The 20,446-nt window shown below is 68.8% G+C and carries 15 protein-coding genes; 8 read left to right on the top strand and 7 right to left on the bottom strand.

The window, feature by feature from the left end; all coding sequences use genetic code 11:
* Positions 1-49: 49 nt before the first annotated feature.
* The 4 genes from ACAM57_RS04305 to ACAM57_RS04320 are packed head-to-tail and all read right to left on the bottom strand — an operon-like array spanning position 50 to position 2,985.
* Positions 50-1,237: a VWA domain-containing protein gene (locus ACAM57_RS04305; RefSeq protein ID WP_369660810.1), complete on the bottom strand. Its 1,188-nt coding sequence runs from the start codon at positions 1,235-1,237 to the stop codon at positions 50-52.
* A gap of 21 nt (positions 1,238-1,258) precedes the next feature.
* Positions 1,259-1,846 carry a GNAT family N-acetyltransferase gene (locus tag ACAM57_RS04310; protein ID WP_369660811.1) on the bottom strand — a complete coding sequence of 196 codons (588 nt, stop codon included), beginning with the start codon at positions 1,844-1,846 and terminating at the stop codon, positions 1,259-1,261.
* A gap of 34 nt (positions 1,847-1,880) precedes the next feature.
* Positions 1,881-2,126 (bottom strand): hypothetical protein, encoded by a 246-nt coding sequence (locus tag ACAM57_RS04315; RefSeq protein WP_369660812.1) that lies wholly within the window; start codon positions 2,124-2,126, stop codon positions 1,881-1,883.
* A gap of 4 nt (positions 2,127-2,130) precedes the next feature.
* Positions 2,131-2,985: a MoxR family ATPase gene (locus tag ACAM57_RS04320; protein WP_126023576.1), complete on the bottom strand. Its 855-nt coding sequence runs from the start codon at positions 2,983-2,985 to the stop codon at positions 2,131-2,133.
* 159 nt (positions 2,986-3,144) lie between these two features.
* Here ACAM57_RS04320 and ACAM57_RS04325 point away from each other — a divergent pair, with 159 nt between their 5' ends.
* A complete protein-coding gene (locus tag ACAM57_RS04325) occupies positions 3,145-3,837 on the top strand; it encodes a cytochrome c (protein ID WP_295987940.1) in 693 nt (230 codons plus the stop codon).
* Between the two features lie 82 nt (positions 3,838-3,919).
* Here the strand turns inward: ACAM57_RS04325 and pcaG are convergent, their stop codons facing one another.
* Positions 3,920-4,522 carry a protocatechuate 3,4-dioxygenase subunit alpha gene (gene pcaG / locus ACAM57_RS04330; protein WP_369662391.1) on the bottom strand — a complete coding sequence of 201 codons (603 nt, stop codon included), beginning with the start codon at positions 4,520-4,522 and terminating at the stop codon, positions 3,920-3,922.
* A gap of 23 nt (positions 4,523-4,545) precedes the next feature.
* Entirely contained in the window at positions 4,546-5,259 is a 714-nt protein-coding gene (pcaH, locus tag ACAM57_RS04335; RefSeq protein WP_184640953.1) for a protocatechuate 3,4-dioxygenase subunit beta, read from the bottom strand.
* 124 nt (positions 5,260-5,383) lie between these two features.
* Here pcaH and ACAM57_RS04340 point away from each other — a divergent pair, with 124 nt between their 5' ends.
* A complete protein-coding gene (locus tag ACAM57_RS04340; protein ID WP_369660813.1) occupies positions 5,384-6,376 on the top strand; it encodes a LysR substrate-binding domain-containing protein in 993 nt (330 codons plus the stop codon).
* Here ACAM57_RS04340 and ACAM57_RS04345 read toward each other — a convergent pair.
* Complete coding sequence (locus ACAM57_RS04345; protein ID WP_184640781.1) at positions 6,373-6,807, bottom strand: DUF1841 family protein; 435 nt, start codon at positions 6,805-6,807, stop codon at positions 6,373-6,375. The two genes, ACAM57_RS04340 and ACAM57_RS04345, sit on opposite strands and share 4 nt — an antisense overlap.
* 304 nt (positions 6,808-7,111) lie before the next feature.
* On the opposite strand from ACAM57_RS04345, the gene ACAM57_RS04350 reads away from it, so the two are divergent.
* From ACAM57_RS04350 to ACAM57_RS04375, 6 genes are all read left to right on the top strand, one after another.
* Positions 7,112-11,350 carry a hypothetical protein gene (locus tag ACAM57_RS04350; RefSeq protein ID WP_369660814.1) on the top strand — a complete coding sequence of 1,413 codons (4,239 nt, stop codon included), beginning with the start codon at positions 7,112-7,114 and terminating at the stop codon, positions 11,348-11,350.
* Positions 11,351-11,454: 104 nt separating this feature from the next.
* Positions 11,455-11,958, top strand: a complete 504-nt coding sequence (gene pal / locus ACAM57_RS04355) for a peptidoglycan-associated lipoprotein Pal (protein ID WP_369660815.1) — start codon at positions 11,455-11,457, stop codon at positions 11,956-11,958.
* Positions 11,959-12,070: 112 nt separating this feature from the next.
* Positions 12,071-15,157, top strand: a complete 3,087-nt coding sequence (locus ACAM57_RS04360; protein WP_369660816.1) for a Mur ligase family protein — start codon at positions 12,071-12,073, stop codon at positions 15,155-15,157.
* Positions 15,158-15,549: 392 nt separating this feature from the next.
* Positions 15,550-17,373: a peptidase domain-containing ABC transporter gene (locus ACAM57_RS04365; RefSeq protein WP_126023569.1), complete on the top strand. Its 1,824-nt coding sequence runs from the start codon at positions 15,550-15,552 to the stop codon at positions 17,371-17,373.
* A 51-nt stretch (positions 17,374-17,424) separates the two neighbouring features.
* Positions 17,425-18,741 (top strand): HlyD family type I secretion periplasmic adaptor subunit, encoded by a 1,317-nt coding sequence (locus ACAM57_RS04370; RefSeq protein ID WP_369660817.1) that lies wholly within the window; start codon positions 17,425-17,427, stop codon positions 18,739-18,741.
* Positions 18,738-20,339 (top strand): TolC family protein, encoded by a 1,602-nt coding sequence (locus ACAM57_RS04375; RefSeq protein WP_184640779.1) that lies wholly within the window; start codon positions 18,738-18,740, stop codon positions 20,337-20,339. The genes ACAM57_RS04370 and ACAM57_RS04375 overlap by 4 nt, the downstream gene beginning before the upstream one ends.
* Positions 20,340-20,446 lie beyond the last annotated feature (107 nt).

A 20,446-nucleotide genomic window follows, 5' to 3' on the forward strand; every position in this document is an offset into this window, starting at 1 on the left:
AGCAAGCCCGGCCGGTTCCTGAAGGCCCCGCCGGATCGGCGGCATCGTCCTACTTGGACAGCATGCGCATCGCCTCCTCGAGCCCGCGCAGCGTGAGGGGGTACATGCGGTTGGACATCAGCTGCTGCATCACCGCGATGCTCTGGCGGTACTGCCACACGCCCTGCGGCTCGGGGTTGATCCACGCGAACTTCGGAAAGGCGTGCGTCAGGCGCTGGATCCACTCGGCGCCGGCTTCCTCGTTGTTGTATTCGACGCTGCCGCCGGGCTGCAGGATCTCGTAGGGGCTCATGGTCGCGTCGCCGACGAAGATGAGCTTGTAGTCCTTGTTGTACTTGCGCAGGATGTCCCAGGTGGCGAACTTCTCGGAGAAGCGGCGCTTGTTGTTCTTCCACATGAAGTCGTACACGCAGTTGTGGAAGTAGAAGAACTCCAGGTGCTTGAACTCGGTCTTCACGGCCGAGAACAGCTCCTCCACGCGCTGGATGTGCTCGTCCATCGTGCCGCCCACGTCCATCAACAGCAGCACCTTGACGTTGTTGTGGCGCTCCGGCCGCATCTTGATGTCGAGGAAGCCGGCGTTGGCGGCGGTCGAGTGGATGGTGTCGTCGAGGTCCAGTTCCTCCTCATGGCCCTCGCGCGCGAACTTGCGCAGCCGGCGCAGCGCGACCTTGATGTTGCGCGTGCCGAGTTCCTGCGTGTCGTCGTAGTCCTTGTAGGCGCGCTGGTCCCACACCTTCACGGCGCTGCGGTTCTTGCCCGCCCCGCCGATGCGGATGCCTTGCGGGTTGTAGCCGCCGTTGCCGAAGGGCGAGGTGCCGCCGGTGCCGATCCACTTGCTGCCGCCCTCGTGGCGCTCCTTCTGCTCCTCGAAGCGCTTCTTGAGCGTTTCCATGAGCTCGTCCCAGCCCATCTTCTCGATCTTGGCCTTCTCTTCCGCCGTGAACTCGCGCTCCAGCGTCTTGCGCAGCCAGTCGAGCGGCACTTCCTTGGTGAAGTCGGTCAGCATCTCCACGCCCTTGAAGTAGGCGGCGAAGGCGCGGTCGAACTTGTCGTAGTGCTTCTCGTCCTTCACCAGCGCGGTGCGCGAGAGGTAGTAGAAGTCGTCGATGCCGTAGGCGCCGTCGGAGTTCGGGCCCACCACGTCGGCCTGCAGGGCCTCCAGCAGCGTGAGGTATTCCTTGACCGACACCGGCAGCTTGGCCGAGCGCAGGGTGTAGAAGAAGTCGATGAGCATGGGGTGCTCCTTGTGTTTCTTTCAGCCGCGCGGCTTGTCGAGCAGGTACAGCAGCTGCGCCTTCACCTCGGGCCACTCGCCCGCGCGCAGGCTGTACATGACGGTGTCGCGGATGGTGCCGTCGCGGCGCATCGCGTTGCCGCGGATCACGCCGTCTTTCCTGGCGCCCAGCCGCTCGATGGCACGCTGCGATGCGAAGTTGAAGTTGTCGGTGCGCCAGCCCACCACGTTGCAGCCCAGTGCGTCGAAGGCATGGGCGAGCAGCAGCAGCTTGCAGGTGGTGTTGACGTGCGTGCGCTGGCAGCGCGCGGCGTACCACGTGTAGCCGATCTCCACGCGCTTCACCGCGCTCAGGATGTCGTGGTAGCTGGTGGAGCCGAGCACGGTGCCGGTGGCCTCGTTGGTCACGGCGAAGGCGAAGCGGTCGGCGGTCTTGAGCGCGGTCTCGATGTAGGCGCGGGTGTTCTCCGGCTCGGGCACGGAGGTGACGCGCAGCTTCCACAGCTCGCCGTCGGCGGCCGCGGTGCGAAGGCCCTCTTCGTGGTCAAGCGACAGCGGCACCAGCGCGATGCCGCGTGCCTTCAGCGTGACAGGTTCGACGAAAGCCATCTCTTCTTCTCCCACTCTCCGGTCGTGTCCTTCTTCAGCCGCGCGGGTCGCCGTACTTGCCTGTGTACCAGACACGCGCGGCCTGTGCGCCGGCACCGCCGCCCAGGCCGATCAGCGCGATGCCGATGAGCTCCCGCTTGTTGTATTCGCCGCTGCCGAAAGCGTCGAAACCCAGCAGCAGCCCGAGCCCGCGGCCCAGCATCGCGCCCACCATGAAGAGCACCGCCTGAGCGATGCCCAGCTTCATCAGCTGTCTGGTGGAGTGTTTCTGGCCGCTCATGGGTTCAGCGGTTGTTGCGCTGCATGAAGACGAGCTTCTCGAAGAGCGTCACGTCCTGTTCGTTCTTGAGCAGCGCGCCCACCAGCGGCGGCACGGCGACCTTGTCGTCCTTGCTCTGCAGCGCTTCGAGAGGGATGTCCTCGGCCACCAGCAGCTTGAGCCAGTCGAGCAGCTCGGAGGTGGAGGGCTTCTTCTTCAGGCCGGGCAGGTTGCGCACGTCGTAGAAAGTCTTCATCGCGGCCGCGAGCAGCTCCTGCTTGAGGCCGGGGAAGTGCACGGCGACGATGTGCTTCATCGTCTCGGCGTCGGGGAACTTGATGTAGTGGAAGAAGCAGCGGCGCAGGAAGGCGTCGGGCAGTTCCTTCTCGTTGTTGGAGGTGATGAACACCACCGGCCGGTGCTTGGCGCGGATGAGTTCGCGCGTCTCGTAGCAGTAGAACTCCATGCGGTCGATCTCGCGCAGCAAGTCGTTCGGGAATTCGATGTCGGCCTTGTCGATCTCGTCGATCAAGAGCGCCACTGGCTGGTCGGCCGTGAAGGCCTGCCAGAGCACGCCCTTGACGATGTAGTTGTTGATGTCGCTCACGCGCTCGCCGCCGTCGAGGTCCTTGAGCTGCGAGTCGCGCAGGCGGCTCACGGCGTCGTATTCATAGAGGCCCTGCTGCGCCTTGGTGGTCGACTTGATGTGCCACTGCAGAAGCGGCAGTCCGAGCGACTGGGCCACTTCCTCTGCCAGCATTGTCTTGCCGGTGCCGGGCTCGCCCTTGACGAGCAGCGGGCGCTTGAGCGTGATGGCCGCGTTGACGGCGAGCATCAGGTCCTGAGTGGCGACGTAGTTGTCTGAGCCCTGGAATTTCATGAGTGCGATGGGTGGAGCGAAGGCTGGGTGGAGAAAAGAACACACCCGATGTGCGTCGTGCAGCCTCAGGGTTGGCCTGCACAGGGTTCCAGGGGACCCCTGCATATAATCGAATGTTGATCCGAAAAACTGTACTCTCCACGAGATTGTGCGCGCAAAATGAACAAGTTGTTGACCACGATGTTTGCCCTTGCTGTCGCTTCCGTGACGGTCTCGGCTGAAGCCCAACAAGTCACTGGCAAGGCCCAGGACGGAGCAAAGAAGGTACAGATGTGCGTGGGCTGCCACGGCATCATCGGCTACCAGGCCAGCTTCCCGGAGATTCACAAGGTGCCGATGATCGCTGGCCAGAGCGCCACGTACATCACGGCAGCGCTCACCGCGTACAAGGGCGGCGACCGCAAGCATCCCACCATGCGCGCCATCGCGGACACGCTCACCGACCAGGACATCGCCGACGTCGCCGCCTACTACAGCCAGCTCGGCGTGAAGGACGGCAGCGCACCTCCCGCCACGCTGGCCAAGCCCACGCCGGCCAACGTGGAGGCCCTCATCACCCGCAACGCCGACAACAGCTGCACCAAGTGCCACGGCGCCAACTTCAACACGCCCAACGACGGCACCGTGCCCAAGCTGGCCGGCCAGCATGCCGACTACCTCTTCGTCGCGCTCAAGTCGTACCGCGTGAAGAACAACTCGCACCTGGGCCGTTCGAACGCTGTGATGGGCCAGCAGGTCGAGGAGAAGAAGTTCACCAACGCCGAACTGAAGACGCTGGCCAGCTACATCAGCTCGCTGCCGGGCGAGCTGAAGACGGTGCCCGAGTCGCGCATCCACCACGGCGCCGAATAAGCAGGCCGAGCGCTTCAAGAAACAAAAAGCCCGCGTCAGCGGGCTTTTTTGTGTCCGGGATTTCCCTGAGAGATCAGGTGGATCAGACGTCGAAGAACGCCGTCTCGTCCGCACCCTGCATGCGGATGTCGAAGCGGTAGGTGACGGCGCCGCCTTGCTCCACGCGCTCGGCGATCAGCGTGTGGCGGCGCTCGGCGGGCACGCTCTGCAGCACCGCGTCCTTCGCGTTGGCTTCGGCCTCGTCGCTGAAGTAGATGCGCGTGAAGGCATGCAGCAGCAGGCCGCGCATCAGCACGATCGCGTTGATGTGCGGTGCCTCGCCGGGCGACTCGGCGCCGGGCTTGACGGTGTGGAACACGAAGCGGTTGCCCTCGTGCGTGCCGGTGCCCACGCGGCCGAATGCGCGGAAGCCCATGGCGCGCGCCTCTTCGGGCGTCTGCGGATAGCGGCCTTCGCCGTCGGGCTGGCTGATCTCGACCATCGCGTCGTTGATCGGGTTGCCGTCGCCATCGAGCACGCGGCCTTCGAGGCGGATGCGCTGGCCCTTGGCGCTGTCGAGCGCGAGGACGGCGTCGAAGGGCTGGTCGAAGTCGTAGCCGTATTGCGTGGCGGTGAGGCCGTAGGCGAAGTAGGGGCCCACGGTCTGCGAGGGGGTCTGGCCGAAGTCGGCTTCCAGTGCGGTCATCAGCATGGTGTGTGTCTCCTGGCTCAGCGGTTCTCGAAAGGCGTCTCGTCGGCGCCGCGCAGCACGATGTCGAACTGGTAGCCCAGTGCGTAGCCGTCCTCGGTGATGTCGAGGCTGAAGTCGGCGATCAGGCGGTTGCGATAACGCTCGGGGGTGCCGGTGATCATCGGGTCGTACTGGTGCAGCGGGTCTCCGGGGAAGTACATCTGCGTGACCAGGCGGCTCGCGAAGCTCTGGCCGAACAGCGACAGGTGGATGTGCTGCGGACGCCAGGCGTTGGGGTGGTTGCCCCAGGGGTAGGCGCCGGGCTTGATGGTGAGGAAGCGGTAGCGGCCTTCGCTGTCGGTGAGGCAGCGGCCGGCGCCGAGGAAGTTGGGGTCCAGCGGCGCGTCGTGCTGGTCGACCTTGTGCACGTAGCGGCCGGCGGCGTTGGCCTGCCACAGCTCGACCAGCGTGTTGGCCACCGGGCGGCGGCGCTCGTCGAGCACCTGGCCGGTGAGGATCATGCGTTCGCCCAGCGGCTCGCCGTTCTTGCGCGCATTGCGCGTGAGGTCGTGGTCGAACTCGCCGATGCTGTCGTGGCCGTACACCGGCTGCTGCAGTTCGCCGAGCGAGGCCTTCAGCGGAATCAGCGGCTTCTGCGGGCCGCGCTTCACGGTGGACTTGTAGCCGGGGTAGATGTAGCTGGGGTGGGCATCCCAGTCGCGCGGCGTGAGGATGGGCGAGGGGCCCTGGATCTTGGTCAACGTTGTCTCCTGTCGTGGGACGAATCCGGAAGCCGCCACTGTAGAAGCGGCATCCGATGATGTAAATTGAAGATTGCTACGTTTTCAATAACCAGCAGGAATTGAAAGCCCACACTTGAAAGACCCCCTCACCGATCTCCGCCAGGACTTCGTGCGCAACGTGCAGCTGCGGCACCTGCGCTGCTTCGTCACGGTGGCGCAGGAGCGCCATCTCGCGCGCGCCGCCGGGCGGCTGGCGCTGAGCCAGCCGGCGGTGTCGAAGACGCTCTCCGAGCTCGAGGCCATCGCCGGCACGCGGCTGGTCGAGCGCAGCAACGCCGGCCGGCGCGGTGTGCAGGGCCTCACGGCCGCCGGCGAGCAGCTGCTGGCGCATGCGCTGCGCGTGCTGGAGGCGCTCGACGCCAGCGCGCAGGCCGTGGCGCCCGCGGCGGGCGAGCGCATCGAGCGGCTGCGCATCGGCGCGCTGCCCAGCGTGGCGCCGGCCCTGCTGCCGCAGGCGCTGGCGCGGCTGCGCGACAGCCGCCCCTCTGTGCAGATCGTGGTGAAGAGCGCTGCCAACGCCGCGCTGCTCGACGAGCTGCGCGCCGGCGAGCTCGACCTGGTGGTGGGCCGCATGAGCGATCCGCGCCTGATGGGCGGCCTGAGCTTCGAGCTGCTGCACACCGAGGCGCTGGTGTTCGCGGTGCGCGCGGGCCATCCGCTGGCGCACAAGGCGGTGTCGGTGCAGGCGGTGCTGGCCTACCCGCTGGTGGTGTACGGCGAGGGCACGATCCCGCGCCACAACACCGAGAGCTTCCTGTCGGCGCGTGGCCTCGTGCTGCCGGCCAACGCGCTGCAGACGCTCGACGTGGCGGTGGCGCGCGCCCTGGTGGCGGTGTCCGATGCGGTGTGGATCACGCCGCTGGGCGCCGCGCGCGGCGAACTGGACGATGGGCGCCTCGTGCGGCTGCGCATAGAGACGGCCGGCACGGAAGAGCCGGTCGGACTGCTGCAGCGCAGCGATGCCGAGCCCTCGGCCCTGCGAGCCGCCATGGCCGCGCTGCTGCGCGAGGCGGCGAAGCAGCAGGGGGGCGTACCTCCCGCGGCAAAGCGCAAGCGTGGCGGCTAGTCCTTCGTCGCCCGGCGCTGCACGCAGGCCACATAACCCTCGCCATCCGGCGGCCGGCCGGCGCGCTGGCTCTCCCACATCATCTGCCCGAGGCACTCCATCGCCTCGTGATGCGCATGCAGCAGCGAGCCGCGCCGCGCCGCCAGCAGCTCGACCGCCTGGCGGATGCCGCGCGGCTGGTCGATGGAGCACTGCTCGCTGATCGACAGGTGCATCGACAGATGAAGGAACGGGTTCTCGCGACCGTTGGCGCCGTCGTAAACGCGCGCCACCGCCGCGTCGGCGTCGGCCAGGTCTTCGTGGTACTCGGGGTGCTGGTCGATCCAGCCGGCGGCGATGGTCTCGAGCGCTTCCATCGGCAGGCCCTGGCGGTGCTTGGCGTAGACGTCGCAGAAGAAGCGGCGCACGTCTTCCTGGGAAGGGTTGAACATATATCTATATAGAGGTGGCGAAAAGATGAGAGGGAGGGGCCGGCGCGAACTGCTTTTTCGGCGGCTTCGCGGTGCCTCGGATGTGTCGGACGTTCCGGGTACGCGGCGTTACTTCGTAACGTAACGAATCGCCGATTGACCTCCTTACGAGCTGTTTCCACACCCCGCCTGAGGCCCTGCAAAAAGAAAATTTTCCATACGAATCAACGAGTTGCGGTGTTCGAGGCGGCTTTGGCATGGCGCCTCGCAAAAGCGGCACGCTAGTTGCCCCTGAGTAGGCATCTTTTGTCACAGAGGCTGCCCAATGACCGCTCAACAAGCATCGACCAACTCGACCGAGGGACTTGCCGCCGCTGGCGCTGCCCCTGTGGTTCTCGCCCAGGCCACCGTCACTCCGCTGGGTACTCCCGGCGTGGTGAGCCCGGCCGCTCCTGCCGCAGCTGCCGCCCCGGCCAGCATCGGCACATTATCGAACGCCACGCCCGGCGTCACCGTCATGCGCGACGGTGTCAGCATTCCCGTCGATGGCAATCAGACACTGATGGCCGGCGACCGCGTGCTCGTCCCGCAGGACGGCCACGCCAATGTCCTCTTCCCCGGATCGGCCACCAACAAGGCCCCGCTCGCAGGTGTGTTCACCGGCGGCACCGACGCCACCATCGGCTCGACCAAGCTGCCCGGCGGCCTCGAACAGGTGAACGTGGATGTCGCCTCGGGCGACCTGCAGGTGACCCCGCCCGACAGCGACGCCGACGCCGCTGCACTGGCCGTCACCAAGAAGCTCGCTGCCGGCAGTGGCATCGGGCTGGGCGAATTCGCACTCGGCGCCCTGGGCGCCGCGGCGCTGGGCGCTGCCCTGAGCGGCGGTGGCGGCGGCAGCGACAGCGTCGTTCCGCTGCTCGTCGGCTCGGGCAACCCGAACAACCCCGGTGAATCCGACGCGGACGCCGACTCGGATGCGGACGCCGATGCCGATGCGGATGCGGACGGTGACGCCGATGCGGACGCCGATGCCGATGCCGACGCCGACGCTGACGCCGACGCCGACGCCGACGCCGACGCTGACGCCGATGCCGATGCCGATGCCGATGCCGACGCTGACGCTGACGCCGATGCCGATGCCGATGCCGATGCGGATGCGGATGCGGATGCGGATGCGGATGCGGATGCCGACGCTGACGCGGACGCCGATGCGGATGCGGATGCGGATGCCGACGCCGATGCCGATGCCGATGCCGATGCCGATGCGGATGCCGATGCGGATGCCGATGCGGATGCCGATGCGGATGCGGATGCGGATGCGGATGCCGACGCTGATGCGGACGCCGATGCCGACGCAGACGCCCTCCTCAACCCCGGCGACAGCCTCGTCAACCACGTCACCGACAGCCTTGGCGGCGCACTCGGCCTGGGCGACTCGCTCACCCCGGTCACCAACGCGGTCGATGGCGTGACCGACACGCTCGACGACGTGCTGGCTCCGCTGCTGGGCAGCGAGTTCACGCCGAACGACCCCAACCAGTTCGACCCGATCGACAACACCGTGAGCGGCGTCACCGACCTGCTGGGCGACTCGCTGAGCCCCACGCTCGACAACCTGCTGGGCCAGGGCGCGACCGGCGCCATCCTCGGCACGGTGGCGGGCCAGGTCGACTACCTGACCGACGCGCTGGACAACGGCCTGACCAACCTCATCGGCGACCACGGCATCATCAGCGGCCTGACCGACGCGCTCGGCCTCGGCGGCCTCACCGACCAGCTCGTGGGCAACGACGGCCTGCTGGGCGGCACGCTCGACAACGTGCTGGGCGAAGGCAGCCTGGTGAACGGCCTGCTGGCCGAAGACGGCCTGGTCGGCGGCCTGCTCGGCGAAGACGGCGTCGTCGGCGGCCTGCTCGGTGAAGACAGCGCCCTGGGCGGCGTGCTCGGCAACGTGCTGGGCAGCGACGGCGTCGTGGGCGGCCTGCTCGGCGACGGCGCCGTGGGCAGCCTGACCGGCGGCCTTCTGGGCGACGACGGCCTGCTGGGCGGCCTGCTCGGCGACGGCAGCGCGGTGGGCGGCCTGCTCGGCAACGACGGCCTCGTCGGCGGCCTGGTGGGCGGCGAAGGCACCCTGGCCAACGTGCTGGGCAGCGGTGGCCTCACCGGCGAACTGCTGGGCCACGGCGGCCTGGTCGACAGCCTGCTGGGCCAGGACGGCGCCATCTCCGGCATCCTCGCCGACAGCCCGCTGGGCGGCCTGCTCGGTGGCGAAGGCGGCCTGCTCGGTGGCGCGCTCGACGGCGTGCTTGGCGACGACGGCCTGGTCGGCGGCCTGCTGGGTGACGAGGGCCTCGTGGGTGGCCTGCTCGGCAACGACGGTCTCCTTGGCGGCGTGGTGGGCAGCGACGGCCTGCTGGGCGGCGTGCTCGGCAATGACGGCCTGCTCGGCGGCGTGCTGGGTGATGACGGCCTCGCCGGTGGCCTGCTCGGTGGCGATGGCCTGCTGGGCGGCGTGCTGGGCGATGACGGCCTGGTCGGCGGTCTGCTGGGCGGCGACGGCCTCGTGGGTGGCCTGCTCGGCGACGACGGTCTTGTCGGCGGCCTGCTCGGTGACGACGGCCTGCTGGGCGGCGTGCTCGGCGACGGCGGCATCGCCGGCGGCCTGTTCGGGCCTGGCGGCCTGGTCGGCGGCGTGCTGGGCGAAGAGGGCCCGGTCGGTGGCCTGCTCGGTGAAGACGGCATCGTCGGCGGCCTGCTCGGCGGTCTGCTGGACGGCGTCGGCGGTGGCGGCACCCCCGGTACCGGCGCGGCGCTGCTCGACCCGGCCGACGGCGTGCTCGGCAACCTGGTCGACGGCCTGGGCCAAGGTGCGCTGGGCGGGCTCGGCCTGACCAATGTGCTCGGACCGGTGGTCGGCGTCGCCGACGGCCTGACCGACACGGTCGACGGCCTGCTGGGCCCGGTGCTCGGCACCAGCTTCTCGGAAAACGATCCCAACGTGCTCGACCCGGTCGACGGCCTCGTCGGCCAGGTGGCGAGCGGTGCCTCCGGCCTGCTGAGCCCGCTGACCGACCAGCTGCTCGGCACGAACACGACGGCCGCGCTGCTGAACGGCGTCACGACGCAAGTCGACTACCTGACCGACGGCGTGGCCAACGTCCTGTCCGGCGACGGCCTGCTGGGTGGCGTGCTGGGCGGCGACGGTGGTCTGCTCGGCGGTGTGCTGGGTGACGACGGCCTGCTGGGCGGCGTGCTCGGCGGCGACGGTGGCCTGCTCGGCGGTGTGCTGGGTGACGACGGCCTGCTGGGCGGCGTGCTCGGCGGGGACGGTGGCCTGCTCGGCGGTGTGCTGGGTGACGACGGCCTGCTGGGCGGCGTGCTCGGTGGCGACGGCGGCCTGCTCGGTGGTGTGCTGGGTGACGACGGCCTGCTGGGCGGTGTGCTCGGTGGGGACGGCGGTCTGCTCGGTGGCGTCCTCGGCGACGACGGCCTGGTCGGCGGCCTGCTGGGTGGCCTGACCGGCGGCGATGCTGGCGGTCTGCTCGACGGCATCCTCGGCGACAACGGCGTGGTCGGTGGCCTGCTGGGTGGCCTGACCGGTGGCGACGCCGGCGGCCTGCTCGACGGTGTGCTTGGTGACGACGGCCTTGTCGGCGGTCTGCTGGGTGGTCTGACCGGCGGCGACGCTGGCGGCCTGCTGGACGGCGTGCTCGGCAGCGACGGCCTCGTCGGTGGCCTGCTCGGCACCGTGACCGGTGGCGACGCTGGCGGCCTGCTGGATGGCGTGCTCGGCAGCGACGGCCTGGTCGGTGGCCTGCTCGGTTCCGTGACCGGCGGCGACGCTGGCGGCCTGCTGGATGGCGTGCTCGGCAGCGACGGCTTGGTCGGCGGCCTGCTCGGTTCCGTGACCGGTGGCGACGCTGGCGGCTTGCTGGATGGCGTACTCGGCAGCGACGGCCTGGTCGGTGGCCTGCTCGGCACCGTGACCGGCGGCGACGCTGGCGGTCTGCTGGACGGCGTGCTCGGCAGCGACGGCCTTGTCGGTGGCCTGCTCGGCACCGTGACCGGCGGCGACGCTGGCGGTTTGCTGGATGGCGTGCTCGGCAGCGACGGCCTGGTCGGTGGCCTGCTCGGCACCGTGACCGGTGGCGACACGGGCGGCCTGCTGGATGGCGTGCTCGGCAACGACGGCCTCGTCGGCAGCCTCCTGGGCCAGGACGGCCTGGTGGGCAGCCTGCTCGGCGGCCTGACCGGTGGCGACAGCCCGGTGGCGAACATCCTGCAGCCGGTGAGCGAAGTCGCTGGCGGCGTGACCGATGCCGTCTCGCCGATCGTCTCGAATGCGACCAGCGCGGCGCACGACGTGACGGCGCCGGTGACCGACATCCTGGCTGGCGCCACGACGGCGGCTGCCCCGGTGACGGATGCCGTCAGCAACGTGACGAGCGGCGTCGAACATGCCATCACCCCGCTGGTGACGGAAGTCGTGACGCCGATCACCAGCCTGGTGGAGCACACGGTTTCGCCGGTGACGAACATCCTCCACGGCCTGCTGGGCTGATCGGCGGACACCGGAAGCAAGAACACAAGAAGGAAGAGGGGCGAGGGAGCTTGCCGCAGCACCAGGGACAGGCCGCCACCGGCCTGTCCCGCGAAAGGACCGATATGAAGAAGAATTTCCAGACAGTGGCCATCGTCGCGCTCGGCGCAGTCCTGGTGGGCTGCGCGGCCCCCAAGACCGGCCGTGACGATGCGACCTACTACTACTCGAACAAGGCTGCGACCGCGGTGCCGAAGGTGGAGCCGGCACCGCCGCCACCGGTGCAGAACGGACCGGCCGGCGTGCCGAAGATCGTCTATTTCGACTTCGACAAATACAACATCAGGCCTGCCGACCGGAACGTCGTGGAAGCTCACGCCAGCTTCATGCGCAACCGGCCGCAGAGCAGGGTCGTGATCGAAGGCCACACCGACCAGCGCGGCGGCCGCGAATACAACCTGGCTCTGGGCCAGCGCCGCGCCGACGCGGTGCAGCGCGCGCTCACGCAGCTGGGCGTGCCCGCCGAGCGCATCGAGGCCATCAGCTGGGGCCTGGAGAAACCGGCATCGCTCGATACCACCGAGGAGGGCTATCAGCTCAATCGCCGAGCCGAATTCAGCTATCGCTGAAGCCGGGTCACCGCGATGACCTCGGTGGTGGCAGTCCCCGGACCACGCACACGTCACCAGAGCGAAAGCAGATGACGGGCGTGGCCGGTTTCCCGCATCCGAACGGGGCCGAATGATGTCCTTCTCAGACCAGCTCCACGCCTGCCACGAACGCCTCGCGTCGGTGTGCGCGGCGCTGCCTGCCCCTTACCCGGCGTTCACGCTGTTCTTCTCGGTCAGCGACGGCGCGCAGCGCGCGCACGTGGTGCACGCGCGGGCCGCCGACTTCGAGACCGCGTGGCGCGAAGGCGCCGGCCACGTCGAGCGCTGGGTGCGCGAGCGCGGCATCGTCTCGCCGTGGCTGCGCATCGACTGGGTCGAGGGCGCGAGCCCTATGGACTGGGCCCAGTTCAAGACGCAGCTCACGGCCGTCAAGCGCAACTACTTCCGCCTCGGCCTGGCCTTCGACAAGGATTTCACGCTCGCCTTCACCGAGCAGGAACTCAATGCCAACGCCATGCTGTGCGGCGACTCGACCATCGCGCACTCGGTGGTCAACGCACGCAACTTCGAGGTCTACGGGCAGGCGCGCTTCGAGTGCTCGCCGCCGCTGGACATGCCCTCGGACCAGCCCGTCTACCTGCTGGCGACGGTGGGCGTGTTCTGCCAGCCCGACGGCGTGGTGCACAAGCTCGTGGGCACGGGGCTCGACGCGGGCCGCAGGCAGCTGCCGGCGCTCAATCCGCAGTCGGTGATGGATTTGGTGCGCAGCGGCTCGTCGTACCTGGCGCGCCAGGTGCAGAGCGACGGCCTCTTCGTGTACGGCTACTTCCCGTGCTTCGACCGCCGCATTCCCACCTACGACGCGATGCGCCACGCGAGCGCGGTCTACGCCATGCTCGAGTCGTGGGAGCTCACGCGCGACGAGACGCTGCGCGCGGCCATCGACCGGGCGCTGGACCATCTCACCATCTCGCTGATCCGCGAGTACACGCTGCTCGACGGGCGCGCGGTGGCCTTCCTGGTCGACACCGGCGGCGAGATCAAGCTCGGCGGCAACGCGGCCTGCGTGCTCGCGCTGGTGAAGTACTGCGAGCTGATGGACACGCGCCGCTGGCTGCCGCTGCTGGAGAAGCTCGCGCTGGGCATCGCCTCGATGCAGGATGCGGCCACCGGCCGCTTCAACCACGTTCTGCACGCGGCCGACCTCACGGTCAAGCAGGCCTCGCGCATCATCTACTACGACGGCGAGGCCGCCTTCGCGCTCATGCGCCTTTACTCGCTCACGCGCGAGCCGCAGTGGCTGGCGGTGGTGGAGAAGGCCTTCGACCATTTCATCGCCAGCCAGCACTGGCAGGCGCACGATCACTGGCTCAGCTGCTGCGTGTGCGAACTCACGCACTGGAGCCCGCAGGAGAAGTATTTCCGCTTCGGCCTGCAGAACGTGGCGGGGTATCTCGACTTCGTGCTCGACCGGAAGACCACCTTCCCGACGCTGCTCGAACTCATGCTGGCCGCGCAGCAGATGCTCCAGCGGCTCGAAGGCATGCCCGCGATGCGGCACCTTCTGGACGAACTCGACACCGAGAAGTTCTACCGCGCGCTCGACTACCGCGCGCACTACCTGCTCAACGGCTTCTTCTGGCCCGAGATGGCGATGTACTTCCGCCGGCCCTCGGCGGTGGTGGGCTCGTTCTTCATCCGCCATCACTCGTTCCGCGTGCGCATCGACGACGTGGAGCAGTACCTCTCGGGCTTCGCCGCCTACCACCGCTACCTGGTGGAGCGTCGCGCGGCGCCCGGTGCGGCGGGCACGGGCTCCGGCGGCGGGCGCGACGACGGCGCCGTGTGGACCGCCAGCGAGATGGCGCGCGTGACCGGCGGCGAGTGGGTCGTCAAGCCCGAGGACGGCTGGCGCGCCGCGGGCGTGGCGCAGCGCTCCTTCATGCGCAAGGGCCGCGTGGTGTTCGACCACCAGACGCGGCCTTCCAGGACGCCGCTGGCCGCCGTCACGCTCAAGGGCGTGCTGCAGCCGGCTGCCGCGGTGCTGTGCTCCGACCCCAAGCCGCACCTCGACAAGCGCGTGCCCGTGCTCAAGGTGCAGAACGTGCTGCAGGCGGTGCTGGAGCTCGGCGACCATGCGCGCGCCGAGTTCACCGGCCGCGTGTGCGGCGTGCTCGGCAGTGGCGCGGGCAGCAGTACCGTGGCCGCGATGCTGGCCGGCGCGCTCACAGTGTGGGGCGAGGTCGGCCAGCCCGAGGGCAACGTGAGCCTGCCTTCGGGCATCGCGTGGAACATGACCTGCATGCCCAGGCACGCCGCCTACTGGGTGCTGGAGATGGGCACCTCGCACATGCCGGCGTCGGCCCAGTTGGTGCGGCCTTCGCTCGTCGTGGTGACGGGGCTTTCCGCCGCGTCGCAGAAGCACCGCGGCCCGAGCGAGGCCGCCGCGCGCATGGACAGCCGGATCTTCCAGGCCATGGCGCCGGGCGATTCGGTGGTGCTCAACCGCGACATGCCCGAGTTCGCCACCTTCGCCGAAGCGGCGATGGCGCAGCAGCTGCAGATCGTGACCTGCGGCGAGCACCGCGACGCCGACGTGCGCCTGCTGGCCTTCGACCACGGCGAGGTGCAGGCGCTGGTGGCGGGCGAGCCCTTCCAGCTGCGGCTGAACGCGCCGGGCCGGCACATGGGCGCGAGCGCCATCGCCGCGCTCGCCGCGCTGCAGGCCATGCGCCTGCCGCTGGCCGCCGCGGTCGAGCCCTTCGCGCATTTCGAGCCGCCGGGCGGACGCGGCGCGCTGCACACCATCCACATCGGCGGCGGCAGCTTCAAGCTGATCGACGAGACCTACGACGCCAACCCGAGCTCGATGCGCGCGGCGCTGGAGCTGCTGTCGCAGGCACCCTGCGAGCCGGCGCGGCGCGTGGCGATCCTCGGCGACATGCAGGAGCTCGGCCCCGCCGCGCAACGCCACCACCTCGACCTCGAGGCCGAGCTGCTCGCATCGCAGCCCGACCGCGTGCTGCTGTGCGGCCCGCTGATGCGCGCGCTGCATGCGCGCATCCGCACCAAGGTCCGCTCGCACTGGTTCGTCGATGTATCCGATCTGTCGACAGCGCTTGGCGGGCTGCTGCAGCCCGGCGACTGGGTGCTGGCGAAGAGTTCCGCGGGCGTGGGCCTTTCGCGCCTCGCCCGGGTTTTGAAAGCACTGCCATGAGATTGAACGCACTTCTGCACTCGGCCTTCGGATACGAGGCTCCGGTCAAGCGACAGCCGGTCGCGCGCCACTGGTGGCTGGGCTGGCTGCAACTGCTGTGCGCATGGGTGCTTTGCATGCTGCTGTGCGCCAACATCGCGCTGGTGTTCGCGCAGGATTTGTCAGGGCGAACGGGGGAGGCAAGGGCAGGGAGGCCGGCCGGTTGCGCGGTAACGGGAAGCGCCGCGCAACCGGTTCCGGTTCATGGGATCAGGGCCGATGTGGCGAGGGGGCAAAGGCTGCCGTGCTGATGTGTGTTTGAAGCACACGGTGAGTGAATATTTGCCTTGTAACAGTCGGGTAACAGTTGATAATGACGCAGGCGTCATTGCACGACGAACCGGCTCTTTCCCATGATCAAGTTCCTCCTGCCAAGCCAACTGGTTGCCGAGACCCCGGACGAGCCCGGCGCCAGTCCCTACGCGGGTGCGTTGAACGCCGCGTTCCGCGCGGCCTACCCGCTGGTGAAGAGCGCGGCATGGCGCTCGCTGCCCATCAGCCTGTTCGGGCTGCTGCCTTCCATCTTCCTGCTGCAGGTTTATGACCGCGTGCTCTCGCGCAGCGGCACTTCCACGCTCGCCGCGCTGGTCAGCGGGATCCTGTTCTTCCTGTGCATCGAATTCTGGCTGCGCACGCGCCGCTCGCGCCTGCTGCGCAACGCGGGCGCCATCGTCGACCACGGCGTCTCGGGCGCGCTGCTGAACTCGATGCTGGGCCGCCCGCTGCGCGCGCTGGAAGCGCGGCCGGCGTCGGTGTGGCACCTGTACTTCCGCGACGTGGCCTCGGTGCGCGGCACCATCACCGGCGGGCTGGCGCAATCCATCTTCGACCTGCCCATGGCCGTCTTCGCGCTGGTGGTCATCGGCATCGTCGCGCTGCCGGTGCTGCCGGTGGTGGTGCTGTTCCTCGGCATCATGTCCTTCCTGGCGTGGTGGTGGGCCGACGAGGTGCGTTCCGGCCGCGTGGAAGAAGTACAGCGCGGGCGCGGCCTGGAACGCGTGACCGCCGAGATCTGCAACGCGCGCGAGACGCTCAAGGCCCAGGCCAACGACGGCCCCACCATCGAGATGTGGCGCCAGACCTACAACGCCTGGCTCGCCGAGAGCTTCAGCAAGAACGGCCAGATCGAGACCGCGCGCGACGGCACCACCGTGCTGCTCACCGTGTTCTCGGTCGTCGTCGTGACCGTCGGCGCCGTTTCGGTGATGGAACAGTGGATGACGGTAGGTGGCCTCGTCGCATCGAACATGCTGGCCCTGAAGGCGCTGCAGCCGGTGGCGGGGCTGGTGTCGAACTGGCGCTCGCTGGCCACCGCGAAGGAAGCCGCCAAGCGGCTGGAGACCGTGCTGCGCGAGCCGGTCGAGAAGCCGCCCACGGGCATGACGCTGCCCCAGCCGCTGGGCCGCATCACGCTGAAGGACGTGAGCTTCAGCTTCACCGAGACCGCGCAGCAGCCGGTGCTGGAGAACGTCGACCTAGACATCGGCCCGGGCGGCCTGCACGTGATCGTCGGGCGCAACGGCGCGGGCAAGTCCACGCTGGTGAAGCTGCTGTCGGGCCTGTACACGCCCACGCGCGGCATCGTGAGCATCGGCGAGTACGACCTCTCGCAGTTCGGCCGCGAAGAGCTCTCGCGCTGGATCAGCTATCTCTCGCAGGAGGTCTACTGGTTCGGCGGCTCGATGATCGACGTGATGCGCCGCAACGCGCCGGGCCAGAGCGACGAGCAGATCGTCGCAGCCTGCAAGCTCTCGGGCGCGCACGACTTCATCTCGCGGCTGCCCGACGGCTACCGCACCATGATCGGCGAAGGCGGCACCGGCGTGTCGGTGGGCGAGCGTCGCAAGCTCGCGCTGGCCATGAGCTTCCTGCGCAAGCCTTCGGTGCTGGTGCTCGACGAGCCCAGCAACGACCTCGATTTCCAGAGCGAGCGCAACCTGCTCGCCACGCTGCTTGCGGTGGCCAAGGTTCGCACCGTGGTGGTGGTCACGCACTCGCTGCGCATCGTCTCGGCCGCCAACGTGGTCTACCACGTCACCGGCATGGGCAACGTGGAACAGGGCACGGCGGCGGTGATGGTGCCGAAGCTGTTCGGCGTGAAGAAGCCGCTGGTGGCGCTGGGCGACGCGGAGGACGGCGCGGCGGGAGCCTCCCCGGCTTCCCGCTCGATGGCGTGATCGACTGGCGATGTGATGAGTGACGAACGAAGAGTGATCCGGGGACGCGACTTGAAATCAGACCTGCCGCAGATTCTTCAGGACGAGAACGAGAAGCGCGCGGCCCAGACCTCGCCGCAGGGAAGGCGGCGACAGTGGATCATCGGCGGCGCCATCGCCGTGCTCGCGCTGGTCGGCCTCGGCTTTCCGATGGAGACCGTGGTGGTCGCGCCGGGCCGCGTGATCCCCTCGGACCGCGTCAAATCCATCCAGCATCTGGAAGGCGGCATCGTCAGCAACGTGCTGGTGAAGGAGGGCGAGAAGGTCAAGCAGGGCCAGTCGCTGGTCGAGATCGACCTGGGCGGCAGCGGCCTCAACCTCGAGGAGCTCACCGCCCGCTACGCTGCCACGCAGGCCACGCGCGTGCGGCTCATGGCCGAGAGCCGTGGCCAGCCGCTCACGCGGCAGTCTTTCGCGACCGACATCGACGAGGGCGTGTTCGAAGGCGAGACCGGCGCCTACCAGGCGCGCGCGCTCGAGCAGCGCGGCGTGATGGCCGGCGCGGTCTCGGGCCTGGAGCAGGCGCGCAGCAAGAAGCTGGAGCAGGAGGCCAAGGTCAAGGGCCTGAGCGACCGGCTCGCGCTGATGCAGAAGGAACTGGAAATTTCCGAACAGCTGCTCAGCGAGAAGCTGGTGGGCCAGGTCGAAGTGCTGGAGAAGCGCCGCCAGGCCGAGAGCGTGCGCAGCGAACTCGCGGTGGCGCGCCAGGGCGTGGTTTCCGCCAACGCCTCCATCACCGAGGCGCAGGCCAAGATGGCGGAGGCCGAGGGGCGCTTCCGCCGCCGCGCGTCGGACGAGCTGGCCACCGTCGAGCGCCAGTTCGCGAGCCTGAGCGAAGACCTGGCGCGTGCGCGCACGCAGCGCTCGCGCACCGTGGTGAAGGCGCCTTCCGACGGCATCGTGAAGGGGCTGCGCAACTCCAGCCCGGGGTGGGTGGTGAAGCCGGGCGAATCGATTCTCGAAGTGGTGCCCGACGAGGACGAGATCATGGTCGAGGCGCGGCTCAACCCCAACGACCGCGGCTTCATCGAAGTGGGCCAGGAGGCGCGCGTGAAGATCACCGCCTACGACTACCTGCGCTACGGCGCGGTCGAAGGCAAGGTCAGGCTGGTGGCGGCCGACGCCGACCGCGACCCCGCCATCTCCAACGGCGCGCCCTACTACCGGCTGCTCATCAGCATGTCGCAGTCGCACGTGGGCCGCGTCGAGAACCGCATCACCGCCGGCATGGAGTCCGAAGTGGACCTGCGCGTGGGCACCGACCCGTTCATCTGGTACATCCTGCGACCTGTGCTCAAGCTTCGCCGCGAAGCTTTCCGCGAACCATGAAGTACCGCAAACCGGTCGATCTGCGCCGCGTTGGCACCGGCGCCGTCTGCGCGGCGCTGTGCGCGGGCTTCGCGCTGCCGCCTGCGTACGCCCAGGAGCAGCAACAGCCGCTGCCGGAGCACCTGCTGCAGCAGCAGGAGATGGAAAGCGCCGCCAGGCTCACGGTCGCGCGCAGGCTGTCGCCGCCTTCGCTCGGCGCCGCCAGCTACGCGCAGCAGGTGAAGCAGGCGCTGATCGCGCTGTCGCAGGACTACCCCGAAGTGCAGACCATGCAGGCGGCCGCCAACACCAGCAGCTACGGCGTGGACGCCGCCAAGCAGGCGCGCTATCCGAAGTTCAAGGTCGGCACCTCATCGGGCAACTACAACAGCGGCGCGGCCAACGCCAAGACGCAGAGCTACACGGTGCTGACAGCCGAAGCCCGCGTGAGCCTGATCGACGGCGGCGCCATGAGCGCCGCCCAGCGCGCCGCCGAAGCCGGCAACCAGGCCGACGACGAGGCCGTCGTCACCACCTCGCAGAAGGTGGTGCTGGACGCGCTCACCGCCTACCTGCAGGTGCAGCGCTTCGACCTCAAGAAGCAGATCGCGCACAAGGCCACCGAGGTGGTGGCCGAACTCTCGAAGGCCGAGGCCCGCCGCGTGGCGCTGGGCGTGAGCGGCGACAACGACCTGAACATGGCGGCCTCGCGCCGAGCGCTGGTGGCCGCGCGCGAGTCCGACTTCGAGGCGCAGCGCGACGAGGCGATGGCCAAGTTCCGCAACTACTTCAAGTTCTCGCCGAACGCCGAATCGCTGCCGGTGCTCGCGGCGCCGGTGCAGTGGCGCATCGGCTCGCAGGAAGAGGCGCTGCGCCGTGCCGAGTCGCGCAGCACCGAGATCGCCGAGGCGCTGGGCCGCATCGAGCGGGCGAGGGCGCTTGCCGACCAGCAGGATGCGAGCCTCTACCCCACGCTCGACGCCGTGCTCGTGAAGAGCCGCGACCCGCGCGGCGTTTCTCCGCAGGACCCGACGCGCGCCGCCTTCGAACTCAACTGGAACTTCGGCAACGGCTTCGACCGCCAGTTGCGCATGAAGTCGGCGCTGGCCGAAGTCGCCAACCAGGAAGCCAAGCTCGAGGGCGTGAAGCTCAACCTGTTCGAGCTCACGTCGGCATCGTGGTCGCGCACCGTCTCCGGCCGCGAGCGCGAGAAGCAGCTGATGGAAGCCGTCAGCACCGCCGGCCAGGCCTTCCGCGGCCGCCGCCGCCTGATGGAGTTCGGCCGCGAGACCCTGCCCAAGGTGCTCGACGCCCAGCTCGACTACTACACGCTGCTGTTCGACTACGTCGACGGCGTCTTCGACCTGCGCATCTCCGAGCTGCGCCTGGCGCGCACCACCGGCGAACTGCGCATCGACCCCAACGGCCCCAACAACTGGATCGACCGCCTCTTCGGCGCCCCCAGCCGCCAAGTGCTCACCGAGGACGGCCTGCTCGCGAAGCTGTGCATATCGAGCAACACGGCCTGCGCGAGCGAGCCGGTGGTGGCCGAACGCGCGACGGGAGCAGCCGGCGCGCCGCCTGCGCTACGCAGAGCACAACGTCTCTCGATCCCATAAACACGAGGCAAGCGAAGCGAAGCCAATTCGGGAACACCGCGGAACCGGCTCTGCCGGGCCGCAGGTGTTGCCCCCGGAAGGGGGGTGGCGAAGCGGACACGAAGTGC

It is taken from the genome of Variovorax sp. V15 (genome assembly GCF_041154425.1).
GTDB lineage: Bacteria > Pseudomonadota > Gammaproteobacteria > Burkholderiales > Burkholderiaceae_C > Variovorax > Variovorax guangxiensis.

Excerpts from the sequence above, each read along its gene's own strand:
- ACAM57_RS04310 (WP_369660811.1), bottom strand. The coding sequence starts at position 1,846 with ATGGCTTTCGTCGAACCTGTCACGCTGAAGGCACGCGGCATCGCGCTG.
- ACAM57_RS04315 (WP_369660812.1), bottom strand. The coding sequence starts at position 2,126 with ATGAGCGGCCAGAAACACTCCACCAGACAGCTGATGAAGCTGGGCATC.
- ACAM57_RS04325 (WP_295987940.1), top strand. The coding sequence starts at position 3,145 with ATGAACAAGTTGTTGACCACGATGTTTGCCCTTGCTGTCGCTTCCGTG.
- pcaG (WP_369662391.1), bottom strand. The coding sequence starts at position 4,522 with ATGACCGCACTGGAAGCCGACTTCGGCCAGACCCCCTCGCAGACCGTG.
- pal (WP_369660815.1), top strand. The coding sequence starts at position 11,455 with ATGAAGAAGAATTTCCAGACAGTGGCCATCGTCGCGCTCGGCGCAGTC.
- ACAM57_RS04345 (WP_184640781.1), bottom strand. The coding sequence starts at position 6,807 with ATGTTCAACCCTTCCCAGGAAGACGTGCGCCGCTTCTTCTGCGACGTC.
- ACAM57_RS04320 (WP_126023576.1), bottom strand. The coding sequence starts at position 2,985 with ATGAAATTCCAGGGCTCAGACAACTACGTCGCCACTCAGGACCTGATG.
- ACAM57_RS04305 (WP_369660810.1), bottom strand. The coding sequence starts at position 1,237 with ATGCTCATCGACTTCTTCTACACCCTGCGCTCGGCCAAGCTGCCGGTG.
- ACAM57_RS04365 (WP_126023569.1), top strand. The coding sequence starts at position 15,550 with ATGATCAAGTTCCTCCTGCCAAGCCAACTGGTTGCCGAGACCCCGGAC.
- ACAM57_RS04360 (WP_369660816.1), top strand. The coding sequence starts at position 12,071 with ATGATGTCCTTCTCAGACCAGCTCCACGCCTGCCACGAACGCCTCGCG.
- ACAM57_RS04350 (WP_369660814.1), top strand. The coding sequence starts at position 7,112 with ATGACCGCTCAACAAGCATCGACCAACTCGACCGAGGGACTTGCCGCC.
- ACAM57_RS04375 (WP_184640779.1), top strand. The coding sequence starts at position 18,738 with ATGAAGTACCGCAAACCGGTCGATCTGCGCCGCGTTGGCACCGGCGCC.